The organism is Lactiplantibacillus sp. C232 (assembly GCF_023806725.1).
GTDB classification, from domain to species: Bacteria; Bacillota; Bacilli; order Lactobacillales; family Lactobacillaceae; genus Lactiplantibacillus; species Lactiplantibacillus plantarum.
Map to the genome: position 1 here is coordinate 124,146 of NZ_JAMSKZ010000008.1, position 22,557 is coordinate 146,702.

The following is a 22,557-nucleotide window of genomic DNA, read 5'->3' on the forward strand; positions in this document are numbered from 1 at the left end:
TCCGACAATTGCACGGTTTTTCGAATCGGCGTTAAACTTCCTAACATGGTTTGGCAAGATACGGTGTTTTTTAAGTTAACGTTGTTTTGACAGAGTAAATAAATAAAAACCGGTTAATACGTTGTATACGTATTAACCGGTTAGCATAATGATTGTTAGTTCGTTGACGTTTGAGTGCTGATTAGTCGGTCTGACTTTCAGCGTACTTGGTCTTGATATAATCAGCTGAAACTTGTAATTTTTTCAATTCTTCGTCCGTGAGATCCAATTGAACTTGTTCGACGATCCCGTCACGACCAACGACGGCTGGATATGAAAGGTATACGCCGTATTCTTCCCGGAAATTTGAAACGGGGAGTTCGGTGAGGGCGTCATTCAAGACCGTGTTGGCTAAGCGCACCGCGGCCGTTGCCACGCCATAACTTGTATATTTTTTGCCATGGAAGACCCGGAAGCCACCGTCGCGTGATTCGGCGTCTAGTTTGGTCAAATTTAAACCGCGGTCAGCGGCTAATTTGGTAATTGGTTGACCTAACACGCGTACCGTTGACCAAGCTGTAAATTGGGAATTGCCGTGTTCACCCAGGTTGTAGCCGGCCACGGACCGTGAATCCAGGTGTAGTGCACTGGCGACCGCTCGTTTCATTCGTGCGGAGTCCAGTAGTGTTCCTGTCCCAATCACATGATTCTTTGGCAACCCGGTAACCGCTTGGTAGATCGACGTGATGACGTCCACGGGATTAGTAATGACGACTAGAATTCCGTTGAAACCACTGGCTTTGATTTTAGCAGCGACGTCTTTGACTTGTGTGCTGGTAAAGGGTAATTCTAGGAAGCGGTCATTAGTTGGTGAATCTTGTAACTTAATATTCCCGATAGCTGAGATAATGACATCGGCATCAATGAGACTGCTATAGTCATTGATAATGATATTCGTGTGATAAGGTAAATTAGGCATTGCATCCTGAAAATCAAGCGCGTCTGCTTCAACTTTGCTGGTGTTCGTATCGATGAGGACAAGGTCATCGGCAAAGCCATTGGCGACGATGTAGTGAGCGGCGGTTGAACCGACGTGTCCCATTCCGATAATGGCAATTTTACGTGACATAATGTAGCGCTCCTTTGAAAGTTTATCGTTCATTAATTAAATTACCATTATTCTCATTGATTTTAAATAGATTTTGTGAGAAATATCGAAATCGTATTCGGACTAAGTGAAATAGGGTATAATTAACGCATTAATAGTTGCACCAAGAAAGGGAGGAGCGCGAGTGTTTAAGCGCCTAAAAGATTCGGCCTTGTTATTTTGGTCACTTGAAATTTTGATTGTGGCGACCTTGATCTGGGTCTGCACGAACATTGGTTTTTTGTTTCAGCCAATCGGCACGTTTTTAAGTGTCGTGTTCATGCCAATTTTGATTTCAGGATTTTTATTTTATATGTTGAATCCCTTGGTCAAGTTGTTGACTAAGGTTCATTACAAGAAGTTTCGGATTTCTCGAACCGGAGCTGTGGCTATCGTATTTGTGCTATTATTCGGGTTACTGGTGTGGGGAGCGGTTTCCCTATTGCCACGGTTAGTCAGTCAGGTGACACAACTGATTTATAACCTACCAAGTATTGCCACTGAGATGCAAAAAGCCGCTACTAAGCTGATCAATAATAGTTCGGTACTGAAAAGAATTGACATTAGCTCGTACACCAAGCAATTCAATGGTGAAATCAGTAAGTATTCTCAGAACTTTTTGTCATCATTATCAAGTAGTGTTGTTACGGTGATTTCCACGATTACGAGTGTGACGATCATGGCAATTACGATTCCAGTCGTATTGTTCTATATGTTGAAGGATAGTGAGAAATTCATTCCAGCTATCAGTCGGTTCTTACCGAAGAAACAGCGGCCTGAAGTCATTGGTTTACTACAAAAGATGGGCGACACGATTTCTAGTTATATCAGTGGTCAGGTTATTGAGTGTCTCTTCGTGGGGACGTTTACGGCGATTGGCTACATGTTGATCTCGCAACCATACGGGTTATTGCTTGGCGTGATTGCTGGATTGACGAACATTATTCCGTACGTAGGACCTTACATTGGGATCGCGCCATCACTCATCGTGGCCTTCACCAAGTCACCGATGCAGGTAGTGTACGTGATTATCGTAGTCGTGATTGTTCAACAGGTTGATGGAAACTTAATCTATCCCAACATTATTGGTCGGACACTCAAAATCCACCCGTTAACGATCATTATTTTATTACTAGCAGCGGGAAATATTGCCGGAATTCTTGGCATGATTTTAGCGATTCCGTTCTATGCTGTGGTCCGGACCGTGGTTATTTACCTCTATAATATTGTCGAGTTACGAAATGAGGAGCACTTGCGCAAGCAAACGACGGTCTATCAGCCGCAACCTGCTAAGGCGACTAAAGCAGACTTGACGACGACCACTAAATCAAAAAAGTAGTCTGTGCTATAATTGGTGAATTAAGCTTGAATGTGGCATAAGGAGTGATTTTTTGAAGAAAGTAATTACGTATGGGACATTCGATTTGTTGCATAAAGGCCATATTCGGTTGCTTAAGCGTGCACGGGCCTTGGGCGATCATTTGACCGTTTGCGTCTCGACCGACGAATTCAATGCTGAGAAGGGTAAGCATGCGTACACCTCGTATGAGGATCGTAAGTATATTTTGCAAGCCATTCGCTATGTCGATGAAGTGTTACCTGAGAAAAGCTGGGATCAAAAAATCCGGGATGTCGTTGATAACGATATTGATATTTTCGTGATGGGTGACGATCGGCGCGGCAAGTTTGATTTTCTAAAAGACTACTGCGAGGTGGTCTATTTGCCCCGTACTGAAGGCATCTCATCGACGCGTATCAAGCACGATTTAGGGATGCAATCCAAGGATTAACCACTAAGCTAGATGATTTATCAGTCACAAAACACCGCCGTTACCCGCAACTTCAAGCTGCGTAACAGCGGTGTTTTAATTAACAGTTATTAGTAAGTCACGCCTAAATGACCATGGACTGGTTCGATGCGGATTATAGTTAGCATTCAGCCAGTTCAAAGGGCTTAATGGAAGATGGCGTTGAGCGCCAACACGCCTCCGAGACCGCAGACAGCGATGATCGTTTCTAACATCGTCCATGTAAGCAGCGTTTGCTTGACGGTCAGGTCGAAGTATTCCCGGAACATCCAGAAACCAGCGTCGTTCACGTGAGAAGCGGCGACACTCCCAGAGCCGATGGCAATTACCATCAGGGCGGGGTCGATACCAGCTTGCGTCATTAACGGCGCAACTAGGCCGGCTGCCGTGAGGGCCGCTACGGTAGCGGAGCCGAGTGAGACCCGTAAGATGACAGCGACTAGCCAGCCAAGAATCAGTGGTGAGATGCTGCTGCCACTGAACAACTGGGCCACGGCCTTACCAACACCCCCATCAATTAAGATCTGTTTGAAGGCGCCACCCCCACCGATGATTAGTAATAACATGGCAATTGACTTAGTGGCATCTTCGATGGTGGCCGTGATGGCCTTATTGGTCTTGTGTTGGTGAATCCCCATTGACCAGAGGGCGAATAATAGTGAAATTAACATGGCAATTCCGGGTGCCCCAATCAAACGAATGATTTGGTCAAGGGTCGACGGGTTTTTAGGTGTCACACCGTGATCAACGACTAATTCGTAGACGGTGGTGATTGTCATCAGAATCACGGGGAAGAGCGCCGTTAAGACACTGAGTCCAAACCCGGGTGCTTCAGATACTTTGAATTGACGTTTGTTACTGCTAAGTGGCAGGTGTGGTTTACCGGTGAATGCGTCAGGAACCATCTTTTGCGCCCAGCGTGAAAAGAGCGGTCCTGCGATATAAACAGTTGGAATCGCAATAATGATCCCGAATAGTAGCACATGACCCACGTTCGCATTTAGCGTCGTCGCAATTGCAGTTGGTGCCGGGTGCGGTGGTAAGAATCCGTGAGTGACAGATAATGCGGCGCCCATGGGAATCCCCAGATAGAGAACGGGAACTTGTGCTTCGATCGCAATGGCAAAGACGATTGGAATCAACAAGACGATCCCAACTTCGAAGAAGAGGGCAATCCCGATGATAAATGAGGCGACTACGATGGCAATTTGTAGCCGTTTGCGCCCGAAAATATCCAATAGTGTCGTGGAAATCGTGTAAGCACCACCAGCATCGGCTACTAAGCGGCCGAGCATGGCACCGAAGCCGAAGACTAGTGCTAACTCACCCAGTTGACTGCCAATCCCGTTCTGAATACTAGTAGCAATCTTAGTTAATGGCATCCCTAGTCCGATTCCGACGACGACGGCCGTAACAATCAGTGCAATATAAGTATTCAGCTTGAATTTAATAATTAATAGTAATAGTAGTAGGATGCCGAGTGTAAGAACAACAAATGGCATAGTGGACACTCCTAACGATTTAGAGTAGCAATTTCGTGATATAACGGTGCCAATTGCGCCGTTACGTGGTCAAAAACGACTTGGTGTTGATGATATAACTGGTGGTTGGCGGCGTTGGGTTGATAAGTCTCGGTTGCACCAATCATGGCGTGAATCGCGGTTAAATCATCAATATGCCCCAGTGCCTTGAGTCCAATCACGGCCGCTGCTAGACAGGAACTTTCGAAGCTTGCTGGAATCGTAATGGGTTGTCCCAATACGTCAGTCAAAATTTGCCGCCATAAACTTGAACGGGCAAAGCCACCAGTGGCCCGAATCGCGTGAACTGGTTCGGCGGCTGCCGTCAATTGTAGGACGGTATTCAGGTTCATCACGATACCCTCTAAGACCGCACGCGCAATATCGGCTTTGGTCGTGGTCGTGGTGACGCCCAGCAGTGAGCCGCGGGCATCCGCATTCCAGAGAGGCGCGCGTTCACCACTTAAGTAGGGGTGAAATAAGAGTCCGTGGGCACCGACGGGAACGGTTGCGGCAAGCGCTGTCAATTGGTCGTATGGATCTTGTTGATTCGCACGGGCGGTTTGGCTTTCAGTAGTGAAGAGCTCATCGCGGACCCACCGGAAGACTTGACCACCGTTATTGATCGGCCCACCAACAATCCAGTGGTGCGGCGCGACGTAGTAACAAAATAGTCGACCTTCAGGATCCAAGTATGGTTGTTTCGTCATCACCCGTACAGCACCGGAAGTGCCAATCGTAATGGCCGCAACTCCTGGTTCATCAGCCCCCACCCCCAAGTTTGAAAGGGCACCGTCACTTGCACCCATGATAATTTTCGTTGTGGGTGCGAGTCCCAGGGTTGATGCTGCGACTGGTGTCAGTCCATCGATCACGGCGTCGGTATCGACCAATGGTGGTAGCTGCGTGCGGGTGATGTGTGCATAGTCGAGCGCGACAGGTTCCCAATCGAAGTTATAAAGATTGAATAGGCCAGTGGCGTTGGCCATTGAATAATCCATTTGAAGTTGGCCCGTCATTTTGTAAATCAAGTATTCTTTAATTCCGACCACGTGACAGGTTTGTGCTAGTAATTCCGGTGAATGATGGGCAAGCCAGCGAAGCTTAACCAGGGGACTCATCGGGTGAATCGGCGTTCCCGTAAGGTGATATAGGCGATCGCCCAGGGGTTGACTTTTCAATTCAGCGGCGTCTTGTGCGGCCCGGTTATCTGCCCAAGTGATGACCCGGGTCAGCGGCTGTTTCTGACTGTCAAGTAGGATCAAACTGTGCATTGCGGATGAAAAGGCGATTCCTTCGATGTCTTCGGGATCAATGCCAGCACTTACTTGATGGATGGTCGCTTGGACTGCCTGCCAGATTTCTTGCGGGTCCTCTTCGGCCGTGGTCACGGTATCATGATAGAGTGGGTAGCCAACGTTGGCACTCGCAATTACGTGACCCTGGTGGTCGTACAAGACGGATTTGGTACTTGTCGTTCCTAAATCAGTTCCAATAAGGTAAGTCATGGTGCTTCGTTCCTCCTATTCGTGATCGACAGCGTGGCCACCAAACTCGTTACGTAGGGCGGCAACAACTTTACCAGTGAATGTGTCATCGGTTTCTGAACGGTAGCGCATCATCAAGGCCATCGCAATGACCGGGGTGGCGACTTGTTGGTCTAGGGCCGTGTCTAAGGTCCAGCGACCTTCACCGGATGAATGCATAACACCCTTGATGTCATCTAGATTACCATCCTTGCTGAATGCATCTTGAGCTAAGCCCATTAACCAGCTGCGAATGACTGAGCCATTATTCCACATTTTGGCGACGGCCGCGTTGTCGTAAGTGAACTGACTATGCTGTAAAACGTCAAAGCCTTCACCTATTGCTGCCATCATACCATACTCAATTCCGTTGTGGACCATCTTCAGGTAATGACCACTGCCAACAGGGCCGGTGTACAAATACCCATCGGGAGCGGCAATCGCTTTAAATAGTGGTTCGACGACTTGGAAAGTGGCGAGGTCGCCACCAATCATAAAATTGCCGTCGTGGCGTGCACCAGCTTGACCGCCCGACGTCCCGACGTCTAAGAAGTTGATGTGGTGACTTGCCAGTAATTCGCCGTGGCGGATACTATCTTGATAGTGCGAATTACCGCCATCGAGGACGATGTCACCTGCACTTAAAGTCTGGGCTAACTGTTCGATAACGCTGTTGGTTGCCTTACCAGCGGGTACCATGATCCACACGATCCGTGGTGTTGGCAACTGGTCAAGCAAATTGGTGAGATCCGTGGCCGTCGCCAACCCGTGAGCACTGGCGGTACTAAGATTAGTGGGGTTAAGATCCATTCCCACTGGCGTGTGCCCGTTATCCTGCATGTTCAACGCTAAGTTCATTCCCATTTTACCTAAGCCAATCAATCCTAATTTCATGATGAAACCCCTCTTTTATATGAAAAATATTAAGTGCTTTTTGTATTCGCTTACATTGTAATAAAACTATTTACATAAATCAACCATATATTTGTAAATTATTTTCATTAGACTGAAAATAATGGCAACCAAGCCCGGTTTTACAGGCCTGATTGCCAAGAAAAAATTTGTTAAATTGCTGACCAAACGGCTGCGCCGATACTTGGGAAGAGGGTCACGAGTTGTTCACGTTGCGCCGGTGTCAATTGATATTGGATCGCTGGTAGCAACGTGTTAATGGTATTTTCGGCCTGTTCACCGAGTTCAGCTGCACCAATCAACCGGTGCTGGTCATCCGTCACGAGTAAGTTATGGCCGGTGACATCGCGCGTTGTCTGCCGGAACCAGTCATCCTTTAAATCATTGACGGTAACTTTGATATCATGAGTGTCACTGGTTGGAAGTGTACCAACTTGGGCCAATCGTGGGGACGTGAAGACGACCGATGGAATGGCCGGATACTTGATGGGGGCATTGGTGTCACCCATGAATAGGTGGGTCAGGTATTGCGACTCAAAGATAGCAGTGGGTGTTAATTTTGGTTGATCCTTGGCGAGAACGTCACCGGATGCGTAGATGCCAGCGACACTCGTTTGCAAGTGGTCATCGACGGTGATTCCCGCTGCTGTGTAGTCCACACCGATTTTTTCAAGTCCTAAGTTTGCGGTGTTTGGCTGGCGGCCCGTCGCATCTAAGATCCAGTCCGTTGTAACCTTGTCATCCGCACTGAGGACTTCGAAGTGGTCACCAGTCGACTTGATCGCAGTTGGCACCCATTCACGTTTTAGGACTAAACCTTGTTCCACGAGAATGGCCAATAATCGTTCAACGAATGGTTGGTGGAATTGACGAAGCGCTTGATCACCACGCATGAGTAGGGTGACCTGACTGCCGGCTGTTAGTGCCATGTTGGCGAATTCGAGTCCGATGTAGCCGGCACCAATCACGGTGATGTGGTGTGGCAAAGTGGTTAGATTCAAAAAGTCGTTACTGTCATGGGCGAGTTCGGTTCCGGGAATGTCCAAACGATGTGGATGCTGACCTGTTGCGATGACAATTTTATCGGCGGTGTACGTCTTGTCCGCCACCTGAATCGTATGGTCGTCGACGAACGTTCCGCGGCCATTGATGAGGGTCACGCCGGCACTAGTCATTAAGCCAGCAATCATATCTGGTAAGCCGGCGATGACGTCGCGTTCGTGGTCGAAGTTGGCTTGCCAATCAATCGTCGGTTCACCACGCAGACCGTATCCTTGGAAGTTAGCAACTTGATTTTTTAATGCTACCGGCTGGTCTAAGGTGATTTTAGCGTTGCAACCCCGATTAGGACAGGTACCACCAATCAAATCAGCTTCAATGACGGCTACTTTTTTGCCACGAGCCGCTAACGGAATGCCCCCGTCAAACGTTCCGTGACCGCTACCTAGATATACAACGTCAAATTTTTCTGACATATTAAAATCCTCCTCGTTCCCAAATCACAGTTATTTAAAAACAAATACATTGTACACAACTTAATTTAACATGCCAAATAAAACGCGGCCTTAATTTAAAAGTATGGCCCTGAAATCGATTGCAACTGGTCTGTCATGACTTTGTTAAGTGAATTCCCACCGAATCGGTGCAAGATAGTCGGTGGTACTGGATTTTTTGGTCAAATATCAGTAAAATATGTAAGGCTATGTTTTTTTACGGTGGGACGGTACCACCGTGCACGTTGAATATACAGGTTATGATGAAAGGAATTTTTAATGAATAAGACAGAATTAACCGCCGCGGTCAATACCCGGCGTACCTTTGCGATTATTTCTCACCCGGATGCCGGGAAAACCACCATTACGGAACAAATGTTATTGTTTGGTGGCGTTGTTCGTCAGGCCGGAACGGTTAAAGCCCGTAAAAGTGGGAACTTTGCCAAGTCTGACTGGATGGAAATTGAAAAGAAGCGGGGAATCTCAGTAACGAGTTCCGTGATGCAATTCGATTACGATGGCAAACGGATCAACATCTTGGACACGCCCGGACATGAGGATTTCTCGGAAGACACTTATCGGACTTTGATGGCGGTCGATTCCGCTGTCATGGTCATTGACTCGGCTAAGGGGATCGAACCACAAACGAAGAAGTTATTCCAAATTTGTAAGATGCGGGGCATTCCGATCTTTACGTTCATGAACAAGTTGGACCGTGATGGTCGCGAACCATTGGACTTGTTGAACGAAGTCGAAGAAGTCCTCGGAATCGAAACTTATCCAATGAACTGGCCAATGGGTATGGGTAAGGGCTTAAAGGGCTTATACGATCGTTACAATCACCGTGTGGAACTTTATCATAATGAAGCTCATGGCGAAACGTTCTTACCACTAGACGAGAACGGTGAGCTTGATCCTAGTAATGAATTGACCAAGGACAGTATTTATCGTGACACGTTGGATGAAGTCGAATTGATCAACGAAGCTGGTAATGATTTTGACGAAGCTAAAGTAATGGCGGGAGACATGACGCCAGTATTTTTTGGGTCCGCCCTCACCAATTTCGGGGTCGAAACGTTCTTGAAGACGTATCTGCAGTATGCGCCCAAACCCGCTGCTCATAAGACTCGTGATGACCAAGTCGTTCAGCCAACCGACGATGAATTTGCCGGTTTTGTGTTCAAGATCCAAGCCAACATGAACCCGAACCATCGTGATCGGATCGCCTTTGTCCGCATTTGTTCTGGTGAATTTGACCGGGGGATGGACGTGGTCTTGCAGCGGACTGGTAAGAAGATGCGCTTAAACAACTCTACGCAATTCATGGCCGATACCCGTGAAACGGTGGAAACTGCCGTTGCTGGCGATATCGTCGGCCTCTACGACACAGGTAACTTCCAAATTGGAGATACGATTTATGCTGGCAAAAATGCGGTTCAATTCGAAAAGTTACCGCAATTTACGCCGGAGCTCTTCATGCGCGTTACAGCCAAGAACGTCATGAAACAGAAGTCTTTCCATAAAGGTATTGAACAACTGGTTCAAGAAGGTGCCGTTCAGTTGTACACTTCATATTCAACGGGTGACTATATTCTCGGTGCAGTCGGTCAACTTCAATTTGAAGTCTTCAAATTCCGGATGCAAAATGAATATAATTCGGAAGTTGTCATGGAACCAATGGGTAGCAAGACTGCCCGTTGGATCGATCCCGAACAATTGGATGAAAAGATGTCTAGTTCGCGGAATCTATTGGTCAAGGACCGTTACGGGGCACCGCTCTTCTTATTCGAAAATGCCTTTGCCGAACGCTGGTTTGCGGATAAGTATCCGGATGTCAAGCTGACCTCGAAACTCTAGGATTTATATTTTTGTTTACACTTAGTTAGATTCCTGTTTGTCAGCCGGTGCGCGTCCTATTCCGACCTCCGGGGCTGGGTGACAATTGCTGGAACGCAGCCGACGTCGATTTGAGCTAACGCACAACCCGCGTTATCTCAAATACGAGTCTTATTCTAAGCCGGAAGAAAATCACTTCCAGCTAAGAATAATTTGGCTACTGAGCATTGTCACCCAGCCCCTCCGGTCGGTAAGCCGCTCGAATGGCTGATGAACGACCACTTAACTTGGTACAATTTGTCGTTGGCTATTTTGATACTTGAACTTTAAACGAGACGTTAGGGTTCCCCAAACCACTTTGTCGAGGCGTTCGATTATTACTATGGTGATTCCGAAATAGTGAGCTATCACAATATCTTCTTCGACCTAACAGTTGATTGACAAAATTACCGATTATGAAAAGCAACGACCAATTCATCAAAAGTTGGGTACATCTCCGTCCGCCATTCGAATACCATCCCGACTGGAAGGCGTTTCTGCCAATGCCCACTACGTTCCGGCAATTGGCAGAAATGCCTGGAGGTCGGTGTAGGACGAACGAACTAAGCAGGTTTACGCTAACCCGAACTGTTTCCAGCGGGCCTAAGCTGGCTGCTCTTGATTTAACGGATAGAAGTAAAAGCACAAACAAATATGTGAATAATTCATAAAATGATGGGACTGCCAAGTTGATTTGGCGGTGTCATCATTTTTTGTGAGTGGCACCAGATAGAAGTGAGATGAGCGGTTTTTCTGACATGCTGATTGGTCCATGTAAATTCACCATGTAAACCAACGTTGCAGTACTGCTAAGGTGAGAGAATTACGATACAATCAATCTGCAATTTAGATTGTAGGGGGCGATGAGATTGAAAATAAGGGGACGCTGGCTGTTAGGATTGATGTTAGGAATGGGGTTGTGGGGGCCGGTGACGGTGCATGCGGCGACGAACTTGGTACGGTGGCCAGCGGTGCAAAGCTTAGCGCCCCGGAATTGTGAACTTGAATCGAAACAAACGCGCTTATATCAATTAAATCGTGCAACGATGCAATTAACGCCACGTGGGACGGCCCGGACGACTAGTCACTGGCAACGGGTTGGTCAGGTGATGGTGACACAAAACAAGCGGTTAGTGACTTATTGGCAGGTGCGTCACGGGACTGCTGGGCGACTGAGCTGGGCGTTGGCGGACACCGTACGAGTTGTCGGAACCAGGGTCACTGATGTTAAGACACCCACGCGGCAACCGATGCGCGTGGTGACAACGGATCAACAGGAACACGGGGTGACGCGCGCGGCCAATAAGCTGAGTTATTTGCCCTTAAAAGGGGCGGGACGGTACACCACTGAGCATATTTTGTTTCGTCCTACCGCCGCGTATCTAGCGACTCAGGGGCTACAAAATCAGCCAGACACGTTGCGCCAGAGTAGTGGCTATCGCGACCATTATCATTTCAAAACAGCACTGTATTTACCGCAACAGTTAGGGAGCCGCTTGTTGAATGACCCACAGAGTGCGACGTTTTCAGCTGACAATCGGTACTTGTACGTCATGTACGTCAATGATCAACAGTTGGGTGGCGCCGACCAGACTGGCTGGGTCGTTCGCTATGATTGGCAACGCCTGATGGCTTTAGGGGCTGGGCAATCAGGGAAGATGGCGATGGTCCGAGTAGCAGCAGCTCACCAATTCGACGGGAAGATGACGGCTTTTGACCGTCGGGTGCTGGCCGCCATTGAAGTGGGGCCGGAGTTTACGGCGGGACACGTTCAGTCACTAGCTTTAAATCCTAAGACGAACGAGCTGTGGTTTATTTCATCGACGGCACGTGATCAGCTTGCAAGTGTTGCGCGACTAAATCCGCAATCCCTGACGCCGGATCTTAAAATTGCCTTTACTACTGGTAGCGGGCGTCTAGGTGATGAACTGACTTTTGATCGCGCTGGGCAGGCCTATTATTGGACGCATGCGAGTCAGCTCAGAAATGGCAATGTCACGCTTTATCGTGGCACAATCAGTTCGACGACTGGTGTACATTTTGAACAACTCGCGCAGGGGTTAGCTAATAATCCGGGGTTCTTCGCTCAATCGATTGGATATAACGAGGTTACTGGTCGGCTCTACCTGGTCTCCGATGAGAGTATTACGTCACTTCCAGCGGCTAAACTGGGACACTTGACGACTAGTCAGGTCGGTGAGGCGAACTTTGCTGGTGATCGTGAGTTTGAAGGGTTAGTCTTCATGCACCACAGCCAGGAAGGTTTCTTGCTGACGAATCGGGGCATCGAGTTGATGCGCATAATTGTTGATAAGTAGATATTAAAATGCGCCACTCGCTAGATTAGATTGAAGCTAGCGAGTGGCGCATTTTAGCATGGTTCGCGTTAATCGAACAAAAGTCTTGTTTAAGCAAACGGTGGATCTAATTTCGTTAAATAACGGCCCGGCAAGTAACCTTGATCTTGCAGGCGATACCAGACGACCCCGTTGTCGTCGGCCATTCGCTCAATCAAATTGACCGTGTCACCATGAGTGACGGTAGTTAAATAGCGGCCATATGGTTCGATGTATGTGTGGACCTGTTTGCCAGGGACAAAACTGACGACGCCGGTTTGGCGAACAGGCCGTTTATTTTGGACGCGGTAGCCGGCTGGCAACTTGAGTAACAGTGTGTCACCGGTAGTTAATTGGAGGTGCGTCTCCGGAATCCACTGATCATCGCCAATCGCATACCAGGTCTCGTGAGTGACTAAGCGAACGCGCATGTACGTTTTATAAGTGCTACCGGGCTGGAGCTTAGTTAAATAGTTGGTCGTAGTTGCCCCAGGATACGGATAAACGGCGGTCAACTTGTTGACTTGGACAAAACCAGTACTGAGGTCAGTTTGCTGCCAATTTTGATTGCGGTAGAAAAAAAGGACCGTCTTGGAAGTGGTCGTGTATTCCCCAGTCACGTCGCCTACGGAACGGAGGAGCTTAAAACCGGCGACGGTCGGCGCACTGACTTCGTAAGGGGTTCCTAATTTCCCCCGGTACATGGTCGGCCGGCCAATTAGTTCGCGGCGGTCAATGTCATAGGCGTACATCCAGACTGGTTGGCCAGCTTGGCGTTCGTAAGTCAACGTGATGCTAGCCTGTGGGGTCGTAAACCAGCGAGTCAAGCCTTCGATATGGACGAGGTGGTAGCCGGTGATGCTGACGGCTGGCAAGTGAATCTCTTCGCCAATGGTGCCAGCAATCATATCAGCAGCCTGCAGTTCATTGCCATCCTGATCTAGGTGGTGAACGAGAACTAATGCTTCTGTTTGGTTAACTGTAGGTGCTGCGGCAGTTTGTGCGGCAATGGAACGTGGTGCCTCAGTAGCGCTTGTGGCGGCTTCCGTGCTGTTTAGTGCCTGAAGCATTCCTTTAAGTCGGTCAAGAAACGACACGTGACCACTCCTTTCATTAATAAATTAATTATCACTAGTATAACGCATTCACAAGGGTTCTGGCACGTCTTAAATAAATTGTAAAATTCCCGCTTTGTCAGTCGTGTATACTAATATTTAATAACAGGGGGCGTTAACGGATGAATCTAAAACAATTACAATATTTTTTGGCCGTGGCAGAGGAAGGTCAGATGACAGCGGCCGCCAAACGCTTGCACGTGGCGCAGCCACCACTGAGCTATCAGATTAAGCAATTAGAACTTGAACTAGGCGTCACCCTCTTCAATCGCTTGCCTCAGGGTGTGACTGTTACTGAAGCTGGCAAGCTACTGGTGGGGTATGCCCAACAGCTCACGCAGTTGTCGGCGACTGCGGAGAACAAGGTCCGGGCCCTGGCACACGGCGTAACGGGGACCATTAATCTGGGGACAGTTTCATCCTCGGCAGGGGTCATGCCGAATACGGCATTACTAAAGTGGTTAGGGCAACATCCCGATGTTCAGCTTGCGATTACGGAAGGCAATACGTATGAGTTGTTAGACGATCTGCATAAACGGTTGCTAGACGTGGCGGTGTTACGAACACCGTTCAACGCGCAACATCTAGTCTGTCGTTACTTTCCCGCAGAACGGATGGCAGCAGTCATTCCGAAGCGATATTCACGGTTTGAAAAGCGGCGCCAGTTACAACTAAGTGACCTCGCTACGTTACCATTGATCAAGTACCGTCGTTTTAATGAATTATTCCACGTTGCCTTTCTGGAAGCGTCGGTTACACCGACTTACATCATGACTTGTGATGATGCCCGCACGGCGATGCACTGGGCTAATCACCAATTGGGAGTGGCCCTGGTGCCACGGTCATTGGCTGAAACCTATGACGGTGGTGACGTGCTGATTCGATCATTGGCGGATCATCGTTTTCAGACTCAACTGGCCCTAGCAACGACCCCGGAAGCCTTAGCGACCCCATTAGTTGCCGGTTTGATGGCACAATTCCAGCAAGCGCAGTCGCTAGACTAGTTTAATCAGTTTGATATCTAAAAATTTAATCGCGGTTAAGGGTGAATTGCTGATTTACTCGGGTTGTTACCGATTACACTAGCTAGAAATTGCAGTGGTGTTTTCAGACGCAAAATAAGCCTAATGACTGTCGTACTGGGGATACGCTAACCTTCATTTAATAATTAGATATCAATCGGTTTAAATGGTACACTAACAATTGAAATTTAAAGGGTGAAGGTGAAGGAAATGATTTATTCGTTAGGGCTAATGCTCGGCGTTGGGGTAATTGCCGGAATTTTCGGTGCTATTTTAGGTATCGGTGGTGGCATGATCGTCACACCAATCCTGACACTTGGTTTGGGATTAGATATTAAGTATGCGATTGGGGCCAGTATTATCGCCGTGATTGCCACGAGTTCGGGCTCTACCATTGCATATTTACGTGATGAAATGTTGAACTTACGCGTCGCGATGTTTCTTGAAATTGCGACGACGGTCGGGGCCGTCCTCGGGGCAGTGTTGACGGGGGTGCTTAATGCAACATTCCTGTACTTCCTATTTGGGGCGCTGTTAGTTTTCACGACGTATAATATGATTCGTAAATTAATGAGTAAGAACGGTGAATTACCGTCAGTCAAAGATGACAAGCTGGCGACACAGTTGAACTTAAATGGTACTTATTATGATAAAGCATTGAATAAGCAAGTTGATTATCAGGTTGAAAACGTGCCGGGTGGTTTTTCCATGATGTTCGGTGCTGGTTTCGCCAGTGGCTTGTTGGGAATCGGGAGTGGCGCGTTCAAAGTGCTAGCCATGGATACGATTATGCATATGCCGCTTAAACCGTCATCAGCAACTTCTAACCTGATGATGGGGGTGACGGCGGCAGCGAGTGCGATGGTCTACTTCTTTAATGGGTCAATCAAACCCGGAATCGCGGCCCCATTAGCTATCGGGATTATCGTCGGTGCCTTAATCGGCTCACGAATCATGACGCGGCTCAAGCCACGCTTGATTCGCATGATCTTTGTGCCCGTGATGCTCTATCTGGGAATTCAAATGATTGCTAAAGGATTCGGGGTGACCATCTAATGGATAAGCAAAAAACAACTAAAGCGCAAGAGATGCACGCCGTTGAAATGATGATTGGGTATATTCTACGAATTGGCGTCATTGTTTCTGCAATCGTGATTATTATTGGGATGCTTCTGATGTTGATTCAGGGCAATGGTGGTTATGCAAATGGTATGGAACCCCATACGGTCGCTGATATTCTAGCCGGCATTGTGGCACTTAAACCATATGCCGTGATTATGTTAGGTTTATTTCTATTGATTTTAACGCCAACTTTGCGGGTTGCGGTCTCTATCTACGCCTTTGCAGTGGAAAAAGACCACTTATATGTTTGGATTACGACGATTGTTCTCATCATCTTGATTGTTGCTTCGGTGATTGGGTATCTCGGTAACTAGGCTAGACGGAGCTGATTAATCAGGTTGAGTCGTGATTAAAATGGGCGCACATCTAAAATGGCTACCAGCTTGTTTCGAGGTTAATGTGGAAAGAATCTAAGTTGGTGTAAATTCACGGGCTGGTGTGTTTTATGCCGATGTACGAGTACTTAACTAGCCAATATTGTTTAATAATAAGAGAATGCTGATAAAAAATCAGCATTCTTTTTTATTTGTGCACTTTTAGCTGTTTTGACTAACGTAAAAAAGACCTAATATCGTCATTTTTATCGTTATTTGAATTATTTATTAAGAAAAATTGCCGATTGTGTTCACTTGATAATTGAACACTGATGTGAGAATATAATTGCTTATATATCAGTAATTTCAGGCATGTTTATCAGTATGGATAATAATCGCAAAATGAAATAATTAAGACGATTATGACGAAATAATGATAAAAATTAGAGTTTAGGATTGATTTTAATTTATTTATAATATACAATTACTTTAACTTTTCGAGGGAAAAGCACACACAAACTATTTTAAAGTTAGGGGTTGGGTTATATGAATTTCAAAACAGCTGCAAAAGTAACCGTCGTTGCCGGCGCATCCGTACTATTCTTAGCTGCTTGTGGCTCAAGCAAGAGTTCTTCAAGTTCTAAGCAAACGGCCAATTGGACCGAATCAGCCGAATTACCAACGATGGACATTTCTAAGTCCACCGATGTGGTTAGTTCTAACGCGTTGAATAACACCAATGAAGGGTTATACCGTCTCGGTAAGAACGGGAAGGTCACACCCGGAATTGCGAAATCCACTAAAGTTACTAATGGTGGGAAGACATATACGTTCACTTTACGGAAGAACGCAAAATGGAGTAACGGGGATAAAGTTACTGCCAAAGACTTTGTTTATGGTTGGCAACGGACCGTTAATCCAAAGACTGCGTCACAATACGCATACTTATATTCAGGGATTAAGAACGCTGACGCTATCGTCAATGGCAAGAAGCCCGTTTCTAGTTTAGGGATCAAGGCTGATGGCGATTACAAGTTGACGGTCACTTTGGATAAGCCAATTGCTTACTTTGACAAGCTGATGGGCTTTGTCAACTTCTTCCCACAAAATGAAAAAGTGGTTAAGAAGTACGGTTCTAAGTATGGGACGAGCAGTAAGGCCATGGTTTATAACGGCCCTTACAAGATGACTGGTTGGACTGGGACAAACTTGTCATGGACCTTGAAGAAGAATAACGATTATTGGGATAAGAAAGCTGTTAAGATGGACAGCATCAAGTACCAAGTCGTTAAGGATCCTTCAACTGGCTTGAACTTATTTAATTCCAATAAGCTCGACTTTACGACACTTTCCAACGAACAAGTTAAGAATTATAAGAATGATAAGAACTACTTAGTTCGGAAGACGGCTTCAACTTTCTACGTTGAATTTAATCGTAAGGATAGCGATAAGACTTTAGCCAAAGCTTTCCAGAACAAGAAGATTCGTCAGGCCTTGTCATTAGCAATTAACCGGAAGTCCTACGTTAATAATACGTTAGGTAACGGTTCGACCGTTTCTAAAGGTTACGTTTCTGAAGACTTAGCTAAAAACCCGACAACTGGTAAGGACTTTACGACTGACGCTGCCGTTCCTTCTGCAGTTGACTACAACTTAACGAAAGCTAAGAAGTTGTGGAAAGAAGGGATGAAAGAAATTGGTGAAACTAAGCTGAACATCAAGCTTCTTTCTGACGATACTGATGGTGGTAAGAAGTCTACTGAATTTATTCAAGGTGCTTGGGAGAAATTACCTGGTCTGACCGTTACTAACCAGAACGTCCCATTCAAGACCCGTCTTCAACGGTCACAAAACGGGAACTTCGATACGGTTATCTCTGCCTGGAATGCTGACTTTACCGACCCAATTTCCTTCTTGTCACTCTTCACGTCCGACAACTCATACAACAATGGGAAGTATGACAGTGCCGCATACGACGATGCTGTGAAGAAGGCGGAAGGTGCCGATGCCAATAACAAGACTGCACGTTGGGCTGACATGGTTGCTGCTGAAAAGCAATTGATGAATGATCAAGGGGTCATCCCAATCTATCAACAAGCCTCAGCAACGTTGACTCGGAGCAATCTGAAGGGCATCATCTACAACACTGCGGGCTCAAACTACAACTTCAAGTACATGTCCGTAAAATAATGATGTAAATCCACAGAAAAAAGTGTGTGTGCTTTAACTGAATGAATGTGAAGCAAAGGGGTAAGGATTGACACATTGTTAATCCTTACCATTTTGTTTTATAATGAGGGATGTCATTATTTTTTAAGTTGATTTTAATAGAATGCGAGGAATTCTCATGAGAAAGTATCTTTTAAAGCGGATATTTTACTTGTTCCTGACATTATTCATTGTGGCGACCGCCACGTTCTTCTTAATGAAGTTAATGCCCGGAACACCGCTGCAAAATGAAGCTAAATTGACCCCTAGCGAAAAGGCGTCGATCTTGGCCCAATATGGGTTGGACAAACCCGTTTGGTTGCAATACTTCATTTACATTGGCGGGATCTTCAAGGGGAGCTTAGGGCTATCCTTCCAGTTCTCTGATCAAGCCGTCAGTTACCTGATTGGTAGCCGGATGGGACCATCAATGCAGTTAGGTGGCCAAGCGATGGTCGTCGGAATCGTCTTTGGGATTATCCTAGGGGCCGTTGGGGCCATCAAGAAGGATACTTGGGCCGACCGTTTAGCAACCATCTTATCGATCTTAGGGATCGCAGTTCCAAGTTTCGTGTTAGCCATCCTGTTACAATACTACCTCGGCTTAAAGGCTGGTTGGTTCCCAGTTGCTGGCTGGGAAGGCTTCGCTTACACGATCTTACCAACGTTAGCTTTGGCCGCCAGTCCGCTGGCCGAAACGGCTCGGTTTATCCGAACCGACATGGTGGACGTGCTGAGTTCGGATTATATTGAGCTAGCTAAAGCCAAAGGGTTGTCGAAGTTTGGTATCGTGTATCACCATGCGTTGCGGAACAGTTTGATTCCAATGGTTACGCTGATTGGACCATTGGCCGCCGCCTTGATGACGGGTTCAATGGTTGTTGAAAATATCTTCTCAGTACCTGGGATTGGGGAACAATTCGTTAAATCAATTCTGGTTAACGACTACCCAACCATCATGGGTGTGACGATTTTCTATTCAGCACTCCTTTGCTTACTATTATTGTTGACCGATATTGTCTACGGAATTATTGATCCGCGGATTCGTTTAAATGGAAATGGGGACTAGTTAATGGCAGAAAATCCAAGTAGTATCGATATTAAGCCCGGCGACTTCGAGCCGTTAGATAAACAAGCGGGTCCTGATAATGAACGGATCGCAGCACCTTCCTTAACGTTCGGCCAAGATGTATGGCGGCGATTGAAGTCTAACAAGACCGCTTTTATCAGCTTTATCGTGTTAGTATTCTTATTCTTAGTGGCATTTGGTGGACGGGCAGTCTACCATGTTGATCCTAATGCACAGTCGCCACGGTATGCGAACCTCCCTCCGAAGATTCCGGGTGTTAGTATCCATGGCTTGAATGGTCACTTGACTCAATCTGGTAAGGACGTTGATGCGTATGCGGCGGCCGGTGCAAAGTCTGACGTACATTATCTTCTCGGGACTGATTATCTGGGCCGGGACTTACTGGCGCGGATTATGTATGGGACCCGGATCTCACTTGAAATTGCGTTGATTGCTACTTTGATTGACCTGACGATTGGGGTCGGATTCGGGATACTCTCCGGTTGGAAAGGTGGGCGCGTCGATTTATTCATGCAACGTGTGATTGAAATCCTCTCGTCCATCCCACAATTGGTTATCATGGTGTTGATGGCCACGGCCTTCACGAAGACTGGGATGGCCTCAATCATTGCGGCCATCGCGATCACTGGTTGGACCACGATGGCCCGGCTGACTCGGGCACAGACCTTGCAATTGAAGAACCAAGATTTTATTTTGGCTGCGCGGACACTGGGTGAATCACCCGTCAAGATTGCTTGGAAACACTTGTTACCAAACCTTTCAAGTGTCATTATTATTCAAACGATGTTCACGATTCCAAGTGCGATCTTCTTCGAAGCGTTCTTGAGTTATATCGGGATTGGGATCAGTTCACCACAAGCTTCATTGGGGACGTTGATCTCTGATGGGCAGAAGAACTTCCAATTCTTGCCATATCAGATGTGGTACCCAGCCATCGTGCTGATCATCTTGATGCTCGCCTTTAACTTGTTAGGTGACGGGATGCGCGATGCGTTTGATCCAAAGTCAAAACGTTAGGAGGACGGCAGCACTATGGAAAAACCAGAAAATGTGATTGAGGTCCGCAACTTGGAAATCAATTTCCATACTTATGCGGGCGAAGTTAAAGCCATCCGTGACGTTAGCTTTGATTTACGTAAGGGTGAAACCTTGGCAATTGTTGGTGAATCAGGCTCTGGTAAGTCAGTGACGACACGTTCACTGATGGGCCTGTTAGCACCTAATGCTGAAATTAAACGTGGGAGCATTATGTTCCACGGTGAAGATATTATTAAAAAGTCCGAAAAAGACATGCAACACATTCGTGGTAAGGATATTGCCATGATCTTCCAAGATCCAATGACATCATTGGATCCAACAATGCGGATTGGGATGCAGATTGCGGAACCTTTGATGAAACATAAGGGCTTGAAGAAAAAAGAAGCGATTGCCCAAGCGCTAGAGATGTTGAAATTGGTTGGGATTACTAATCCTGAAGGCCGAATCAATGATTATCCATACCAATTCTCAGGCGGGATGCGGCAACGGATTGTGATTGCGATTGCATTGGTCTGCTACCCTGAAGTCCTGATTGCTGATGAACCAACGACTGCTTTGGACGTGACGATCCAAGCCCAGATTCTGGACTTGATGAAGGATTTACAAAATCGAATCGATACGTCGATTATCTTTATCACCCATGACTTAGGTGTCGTGGCCGGAATGGCTGATCGGGTCGCAGTGATGTATGCGGGTAAAATCGTGGAATACGGGACAGTCGATGAGATCTTCTTCAATCCACAACATCCTTATACCTGGGGGTTACTCAATTCGATGCCAACTTTGGATACTGAAAGTGGCTCATTATCAGCGATTCCAGGGACCCCACCAGATTTGTTGGAACCACCAGTTGGTGACGCCTTTGCAGCGCGGAGCGATTACGCGATGAAGATTGATACGGAGAAGGAACCCCCATTCTTTAAGGTTTCTGATACCCATTACGCGGCAACCTGGTTGCTTCATCCAGATGCCCCAAAGGTAACGCCACCTGCTGAAATCGTTCGGCGTCAGCAAAAGTTTGCGGCCATGCAAAAACCGCAAGCACCAATTTCAAATCCCGTAGCAAAGGAGTAAGTAGACATGCCTGATGAACGTAAAAAAATTCTAGAAGTTCGCCATTTAAAGCAGTATTTTAATGTCGGCAAAAAAGATGAAGTCCGGGCCGTTGATGACGTCTCCTTTGACATTTATGAAGGTGAAACATTTGGGTTAGTTGGTGAATCTGGTTCAGGAAAGACCACGACCGGACGTTCCATCATTCACTTATATGAACCAACTGATGGTGAAATCATTTTTGACGGTAAGGACGTTTCCAAATTACACACTAAGAAGGAACGCCATGAATTTCGCCGGGAGATCCAAATGATTTTCCAGGACCCATACGCCTCATTGAATCCACGAATGAAAGTCAAGGATATCGTGGCGGAAGGGATTGATATTCACGGTTTAGCCAAGGATGATGCAGACCGAACCAAGCAAGTTGAAGACTTATTGGAGACGGTTGGTCTTAACAAGGACCACTCTAGTCGTTATCCACATGAATTTTCAGGTGGTCAACGTCAACGGATCGGGATTGCCCGGGCGTTAGCGGTAGAGCCTAAATTCATCATTGCTGATGAACCAATTTCTGCGCTGGACGTTTCGATTCAAGCCCAAGTGGTTAACTTGATGAAGGAATTACAAGTTAAGCAGAACTTGACTTATTTATTTATTGCGCATGATTTGTCAATGGTTAAGTATATCAGTGACCGGATCGGCGTTATGCATTACGGTAAGATTCTGGAAATTGGGCCTGCGGATGAAGTGTATAATCATCCGTTACACAAGTACACCGAGAGTTTGATCTCGGCGGTGCCGGTACCTGATCCAGAGTTTGAACGTAACCGTAAGCAGGTTCCTTATGACGAAACGACCGAACATGACGGTAAGAAGCGGCGAATGGTCGAAATTGCACCAGGGCACTTTGTCCGGGCAACTGAAGACGAAATCCCGATATACACCAAGCGGGCTGTTGACGCGGGGTTAATTACGGAATTTTCTGAGTAACGGCTA

18 protein-coding genes are annotated in these 22,557 nt (G+C 46.8%); 12 read left to right on the forward strand and 6 right to left on the reverse strand.

The genetic code is table 11. The features are described from left to right. Positions 1-181 precede the first annotated feature (181 nt). A complete protein-coding gene (locus MZO41_RS09435; RefSeq protein ID WP_013355418.1) occupies positions 182-1,108 on the reverse strand; it encodes an L-lactate dehydrogenase in 927 nt (308 codons plus the stop codon). A 163-nt stretch (positions 1,109-1,271) separates the two neighbouring features. Here MZO41_RS09435 and MZO41_RS09440 point away from each other — a divergent pair, with 163 nt between their 5' ends. After that, positions 1,272-2,465, forward strand: coding sequence for an AI-2E family transporter (locus MZO41_RS09440; RefSeq protein ID WP_003643221.1), 1,194 nt, complete (start codon positions 1,272-1,274; stop codon positions 2,463-2,465). Between the two features lie 52 nt (positions 2,466-2,517). Beyond that, positions 2,518-2,916 (forward strand): glycerol-3-phosphate cytidylyltransferase, encoded by a 399-nt coding sequence (tagD, locus tag MZO41_RS09445; protein ID WP_058906901.1) that lies wholly within the window; start codon positions 2,518-2,520, stop codon positions 2,914-2,916. A gap of 164 nt (positions 2,917-3,080) precedes the next feature. Here the strand turns inward: tagD and MZO41_RS09450 are convergent, their stop codons facing one another. The 4 genes from MZO41_RS09450 to MZO41_RS09465 all read right to left on the reverse strand — a co-directional run bounded on the left by MZO41_RS09450 (position 3,081) and on the right by MZO41_RS09465 (position 8,367). Then, positions 3,081-4,436 carry a gluconate:H+ symporter gene (locus MZO41_RS09450; protein WP_003643223.1) on the reverse strand — a complete coding sequence of 452 codons (1,356 nt, stop codon included), beginning with the start codon at positions 4,434-4,436 and terminating at the stop codon, positions 3,081-3,083. Positions 4,437-4,447: 11 nt separating this feature from the next. Then, positions 4,448-5,962, reverse strand: a complete 1,515-nt coding sequence (locus MZO41_RS09455) for a gluconokinase (RefSeq protein ID WP_022638562.1) — start codon at positions 5,960-5,962, stop codon at positions 4,448-4,450. Between the two features lie 15 nt (positions 5,963-5,977). After that, positions 5,978-6,874 carry a phosphogluconate dehydrogenase (NAD(+)-dependent, decarboxylating) gene (gene gnd / locus MZO41_RS09460; protein ID WP_003644199.1) on the reverse strand — a complete coding sequence of 299 codons (897 nt, stop codon included), beginning with the start codon at positions 6,872-6,874 and terminating at the stop codon, positions 5,978-5,980. Between the two features lie 170 nt (positions 6,875-7,044). Further along, positions 7,045-8,367: a dihydrolipoyl dehydrogenase family protein gene (locus MZO41_RS09465; protein ID WP_013355421.1), complete on the reverse strand. Its 1,323-nt coding sequence runs from the start codon at positions 8,365-8,367 to the stop codon at positions 7,045-7,047. 297 nt (positions 8,368-8,664) lie between these two features. Between MZO41_RS09465 and MZO41_RS09470 the strand changes: the two genes are divergently transcribed. Further along, entirely contained in the window at positions 8,665-10,242 is a 1,578-nt protein-coding gene (locus MZO41_RS09470) for a peptide chain release factor 3 (protein ID WP_003643227.1), read from the forward strand. Between the two features lie 881 nt (positions 10,243-11,123). Beyond that, positions 11,124-12,578, forward strand: a complete 1,455-nt coding sequence (locus MZO41_RS09475) for a hypothetical protein (RefSeq protein WP_013355423.1) — start codon at positions 11,124-11,126, stop codon at positions 12,576-12,578. A gap of 89 nt (positions 12,579-12,667) precedes the next feature. Here MZO41_RS09475 and MZO41_RS09480 read toward each other — a convergent pair whose 3' ends face one another. Continuing rightward, positions 12,668-13,693, reverse strand: a complete 1,026-nt coding sequence (locus tag MZO41_RS09480; RefSeq protein ID WP_003643232.1) for a MucBP domain-containing protein — start codon at positions 13,691-13,693, stop codon at positions 12,668-12,670. Positions 13,694-13,833: 140 nt separating this feature from the next. Between MZO41_RS09480 and MZO41_RS09485 the strand changes: the two genes are divergently transcribed. The 8 genes from MZO41_RS09485 to MZO41_RS09520 all read left to right on the forward strand — a co-directional run bounded on the left by MZO41_RS09485 (position 13,834) and on the right by MZO41_RS09520 (position 22,551). Next, on the forward strand, positions 13,834-14,715 hold the full coding sequence (locus MZO41_RS09485) for a LysR family transcriptional regulator (RefSeq protein WP_003643233.1): 882 nt from the start codon (positions 13,834-13,836) through the stop codon (positions 14,713-14,715). A gap of 228 nt (positions 14,716-14,943) precedes the next feature. Next, entirely contained in the window at positions 14,944-15,789 is an 846-nt protein-coding gene (locus MZO41_RS09490) for a sulfite exporter TauE/SafE family protein (RefSeq protein WP_003644203.1), read from the forward strand. After that, positions 15,789-16,169, forward strand: a complete 381-nt coding sequence (locus MZO41_RS09495; protein WP_003643236.1) for a DUF1634 domain-containing protein — start codon at positions 15,789-15,791, stop codon at positions 16,167-16,169. Before MZO41_RS09490 ends, MZO41_RS09495 begins: the two co-directional genes overlap by 1 nt. A 546-nt stretch (positions 16,170-16,715) precedes the next feature. Next, positions 16,716-18,359 (forward strand): peptide ABC transporter substrate-binding protein, encoded by a 1,644-nt coding sequence (locus MZO41_RS09500; protein ID WP_003643237.1) that lies wholly within the window; start codon positions 16,716-16,718, stop codon positions 18,357-18,359. 157 nt (positions 18,360-18,516) lie between these two features. Next, positions 18,517-19,446, forward strand: a complete 930-nt coding sequence (opp3b, locus tag MZO41_RS09505; RefSeq protein ID WP_003644204.1) for an oligopeptide ABC transporter permease — start codon at positions 18,517-18,519, stop codon at positions 19,444-19,446. A gap of 3 nt (positions 19,447-19,449) precedes the next feature. Beyond that, complete coding sequence (locus tag MZO41_RS09510; RefSeq protein ID WP_003643239.1) at positions 19,450-20,484, forward strand: ABC transporter permease; 1,035 nt, start codon at positions 19,450-19,452, stop codon at positions 20,482-20,484. Between the two features lie 15 nt (positions 20,485-20,499). Next, the gene (locus MZO41_RS09515; RefSeq protein ID WP_003643240.1) at positions 20,500-21,579 is read left to right on the forward strand and encodes an ABC transporter ATP-binding protein; all 1,080 of its coding nucleotides are present in this window, start codon (positions 20,500-20,502) and stop codon (positions 21,577-21,579) included. Positions 21,580-21,585: 6 nt separating this feature from the next. After that, entirely contained in the window at positions 21,586-22,551 is a 966-nt protein-coding gene (locus tag MZO41_RS09520; protein ID WP_003643241.1) for an ABC transporter ATP-binding protein, read from the forward strand. Positions 22,552-22,557: the final 6 nt, after the last annotated feature.

Coding starts and splice junctions, on each gene's coding strand:
- MZO41_RS09465 (WP_013355421.1), bottom strand. CDS start 8,367: ATGTCAGAAAAATTTGACGTTGTATATCTAGGTAGCGGTCACGGAACG.
- gnd (WP_003644199.1), bottom strand. CDS start 6,874: ATGAAATTAGGATTGATTGGCTTAGGTAAAATGGGAATGAACTTAGCG.
- MZO41_RS09490 (WP_003644203.1), top strand. CDS start 14,944: ATGATTTATTCGTTAGGGCTAATGCTCGGCGTTGGGGTAATTGCCGGA.
- MZO41_RS09485 (WP_003643233.1), top strand. CDS start 13,834: ATGAATCTAAAACAATTACAATATTTTTTGGCCGTGGCAGAGGAAGGT.
- opp3b (WP_003644204.1), top strand. CDS start 18,517: ATGAGAAAGTATCTTTTAAAGCGGATATTTTACTTGTTCCTGACATTA.
- MZO41_RS09435 (WP_013355418.1), bottom strand. CDS start 1,108: ATGTCACGTAAAATTGCCATTATCGGAATGGGACACGTCGGTTCAACC.
- MZO41_RS09520 (WP_003643241.1), top strand. CDS start 21,586: ATGCCTGATGAACGTAAAAAAATTCTAGAAGTTCGCCATTTAAAGCAG.
- MZO41_RS09510 (WP_003643239.1), top strand. CDS start 19,450: ATGGCAGAAAATCCAAGTAGTATCGATATTAAGCCCGGCGACTTCGAG.
- MZO41_RS09515 (WP_003643240.1), top strand. CDS start 20,500: ATGGAAAAACCAGAAAATGTGATTGAGGTCCGCAACTTGGAAATCAAT.
- MZO41_RS09470 (WP_003643227.1), top strand. CDS start 8,665: ATGAATAAGACAGAATTAACCGCCGCGGTCAATACCCGGCGTACCTTT.
- MZO41_RS09455 (WP_022638562.1), bottom strand. CDS start 5,962: ATGACTTACCTTATTGGAACTGATTTAGGAACGACAAGTACCAAATCC.
- MZO41_RS09450 (WP_003643223.1), bottom strand. CDS start 4,436: ATGCCATTTGTTGTTCTTACACTCGGCATCCTACTACTATTACTATTA.
- MZO41_RS09500 (WP_003643237.1), top strand. CDS start 16,716: ATGAATTTCAAAACAGCTGCAAAAGTAACCGTCGTTGCCGGCGCATCC.
- MZO41_RS09475 (WP_013355423.1), top strand. CDS start 11,124: ATGAGATTGAAAATAAGGGGACGCTGGCTGTTAGGATTGATGTTAGGA.
- MZO41_RS09495 (WP_003643236.1), top strand. CDS start 15,789: ATGGATAAGCAAAAAACAACTAAAGCGCAAGAGATGCACGCCGTTGAA.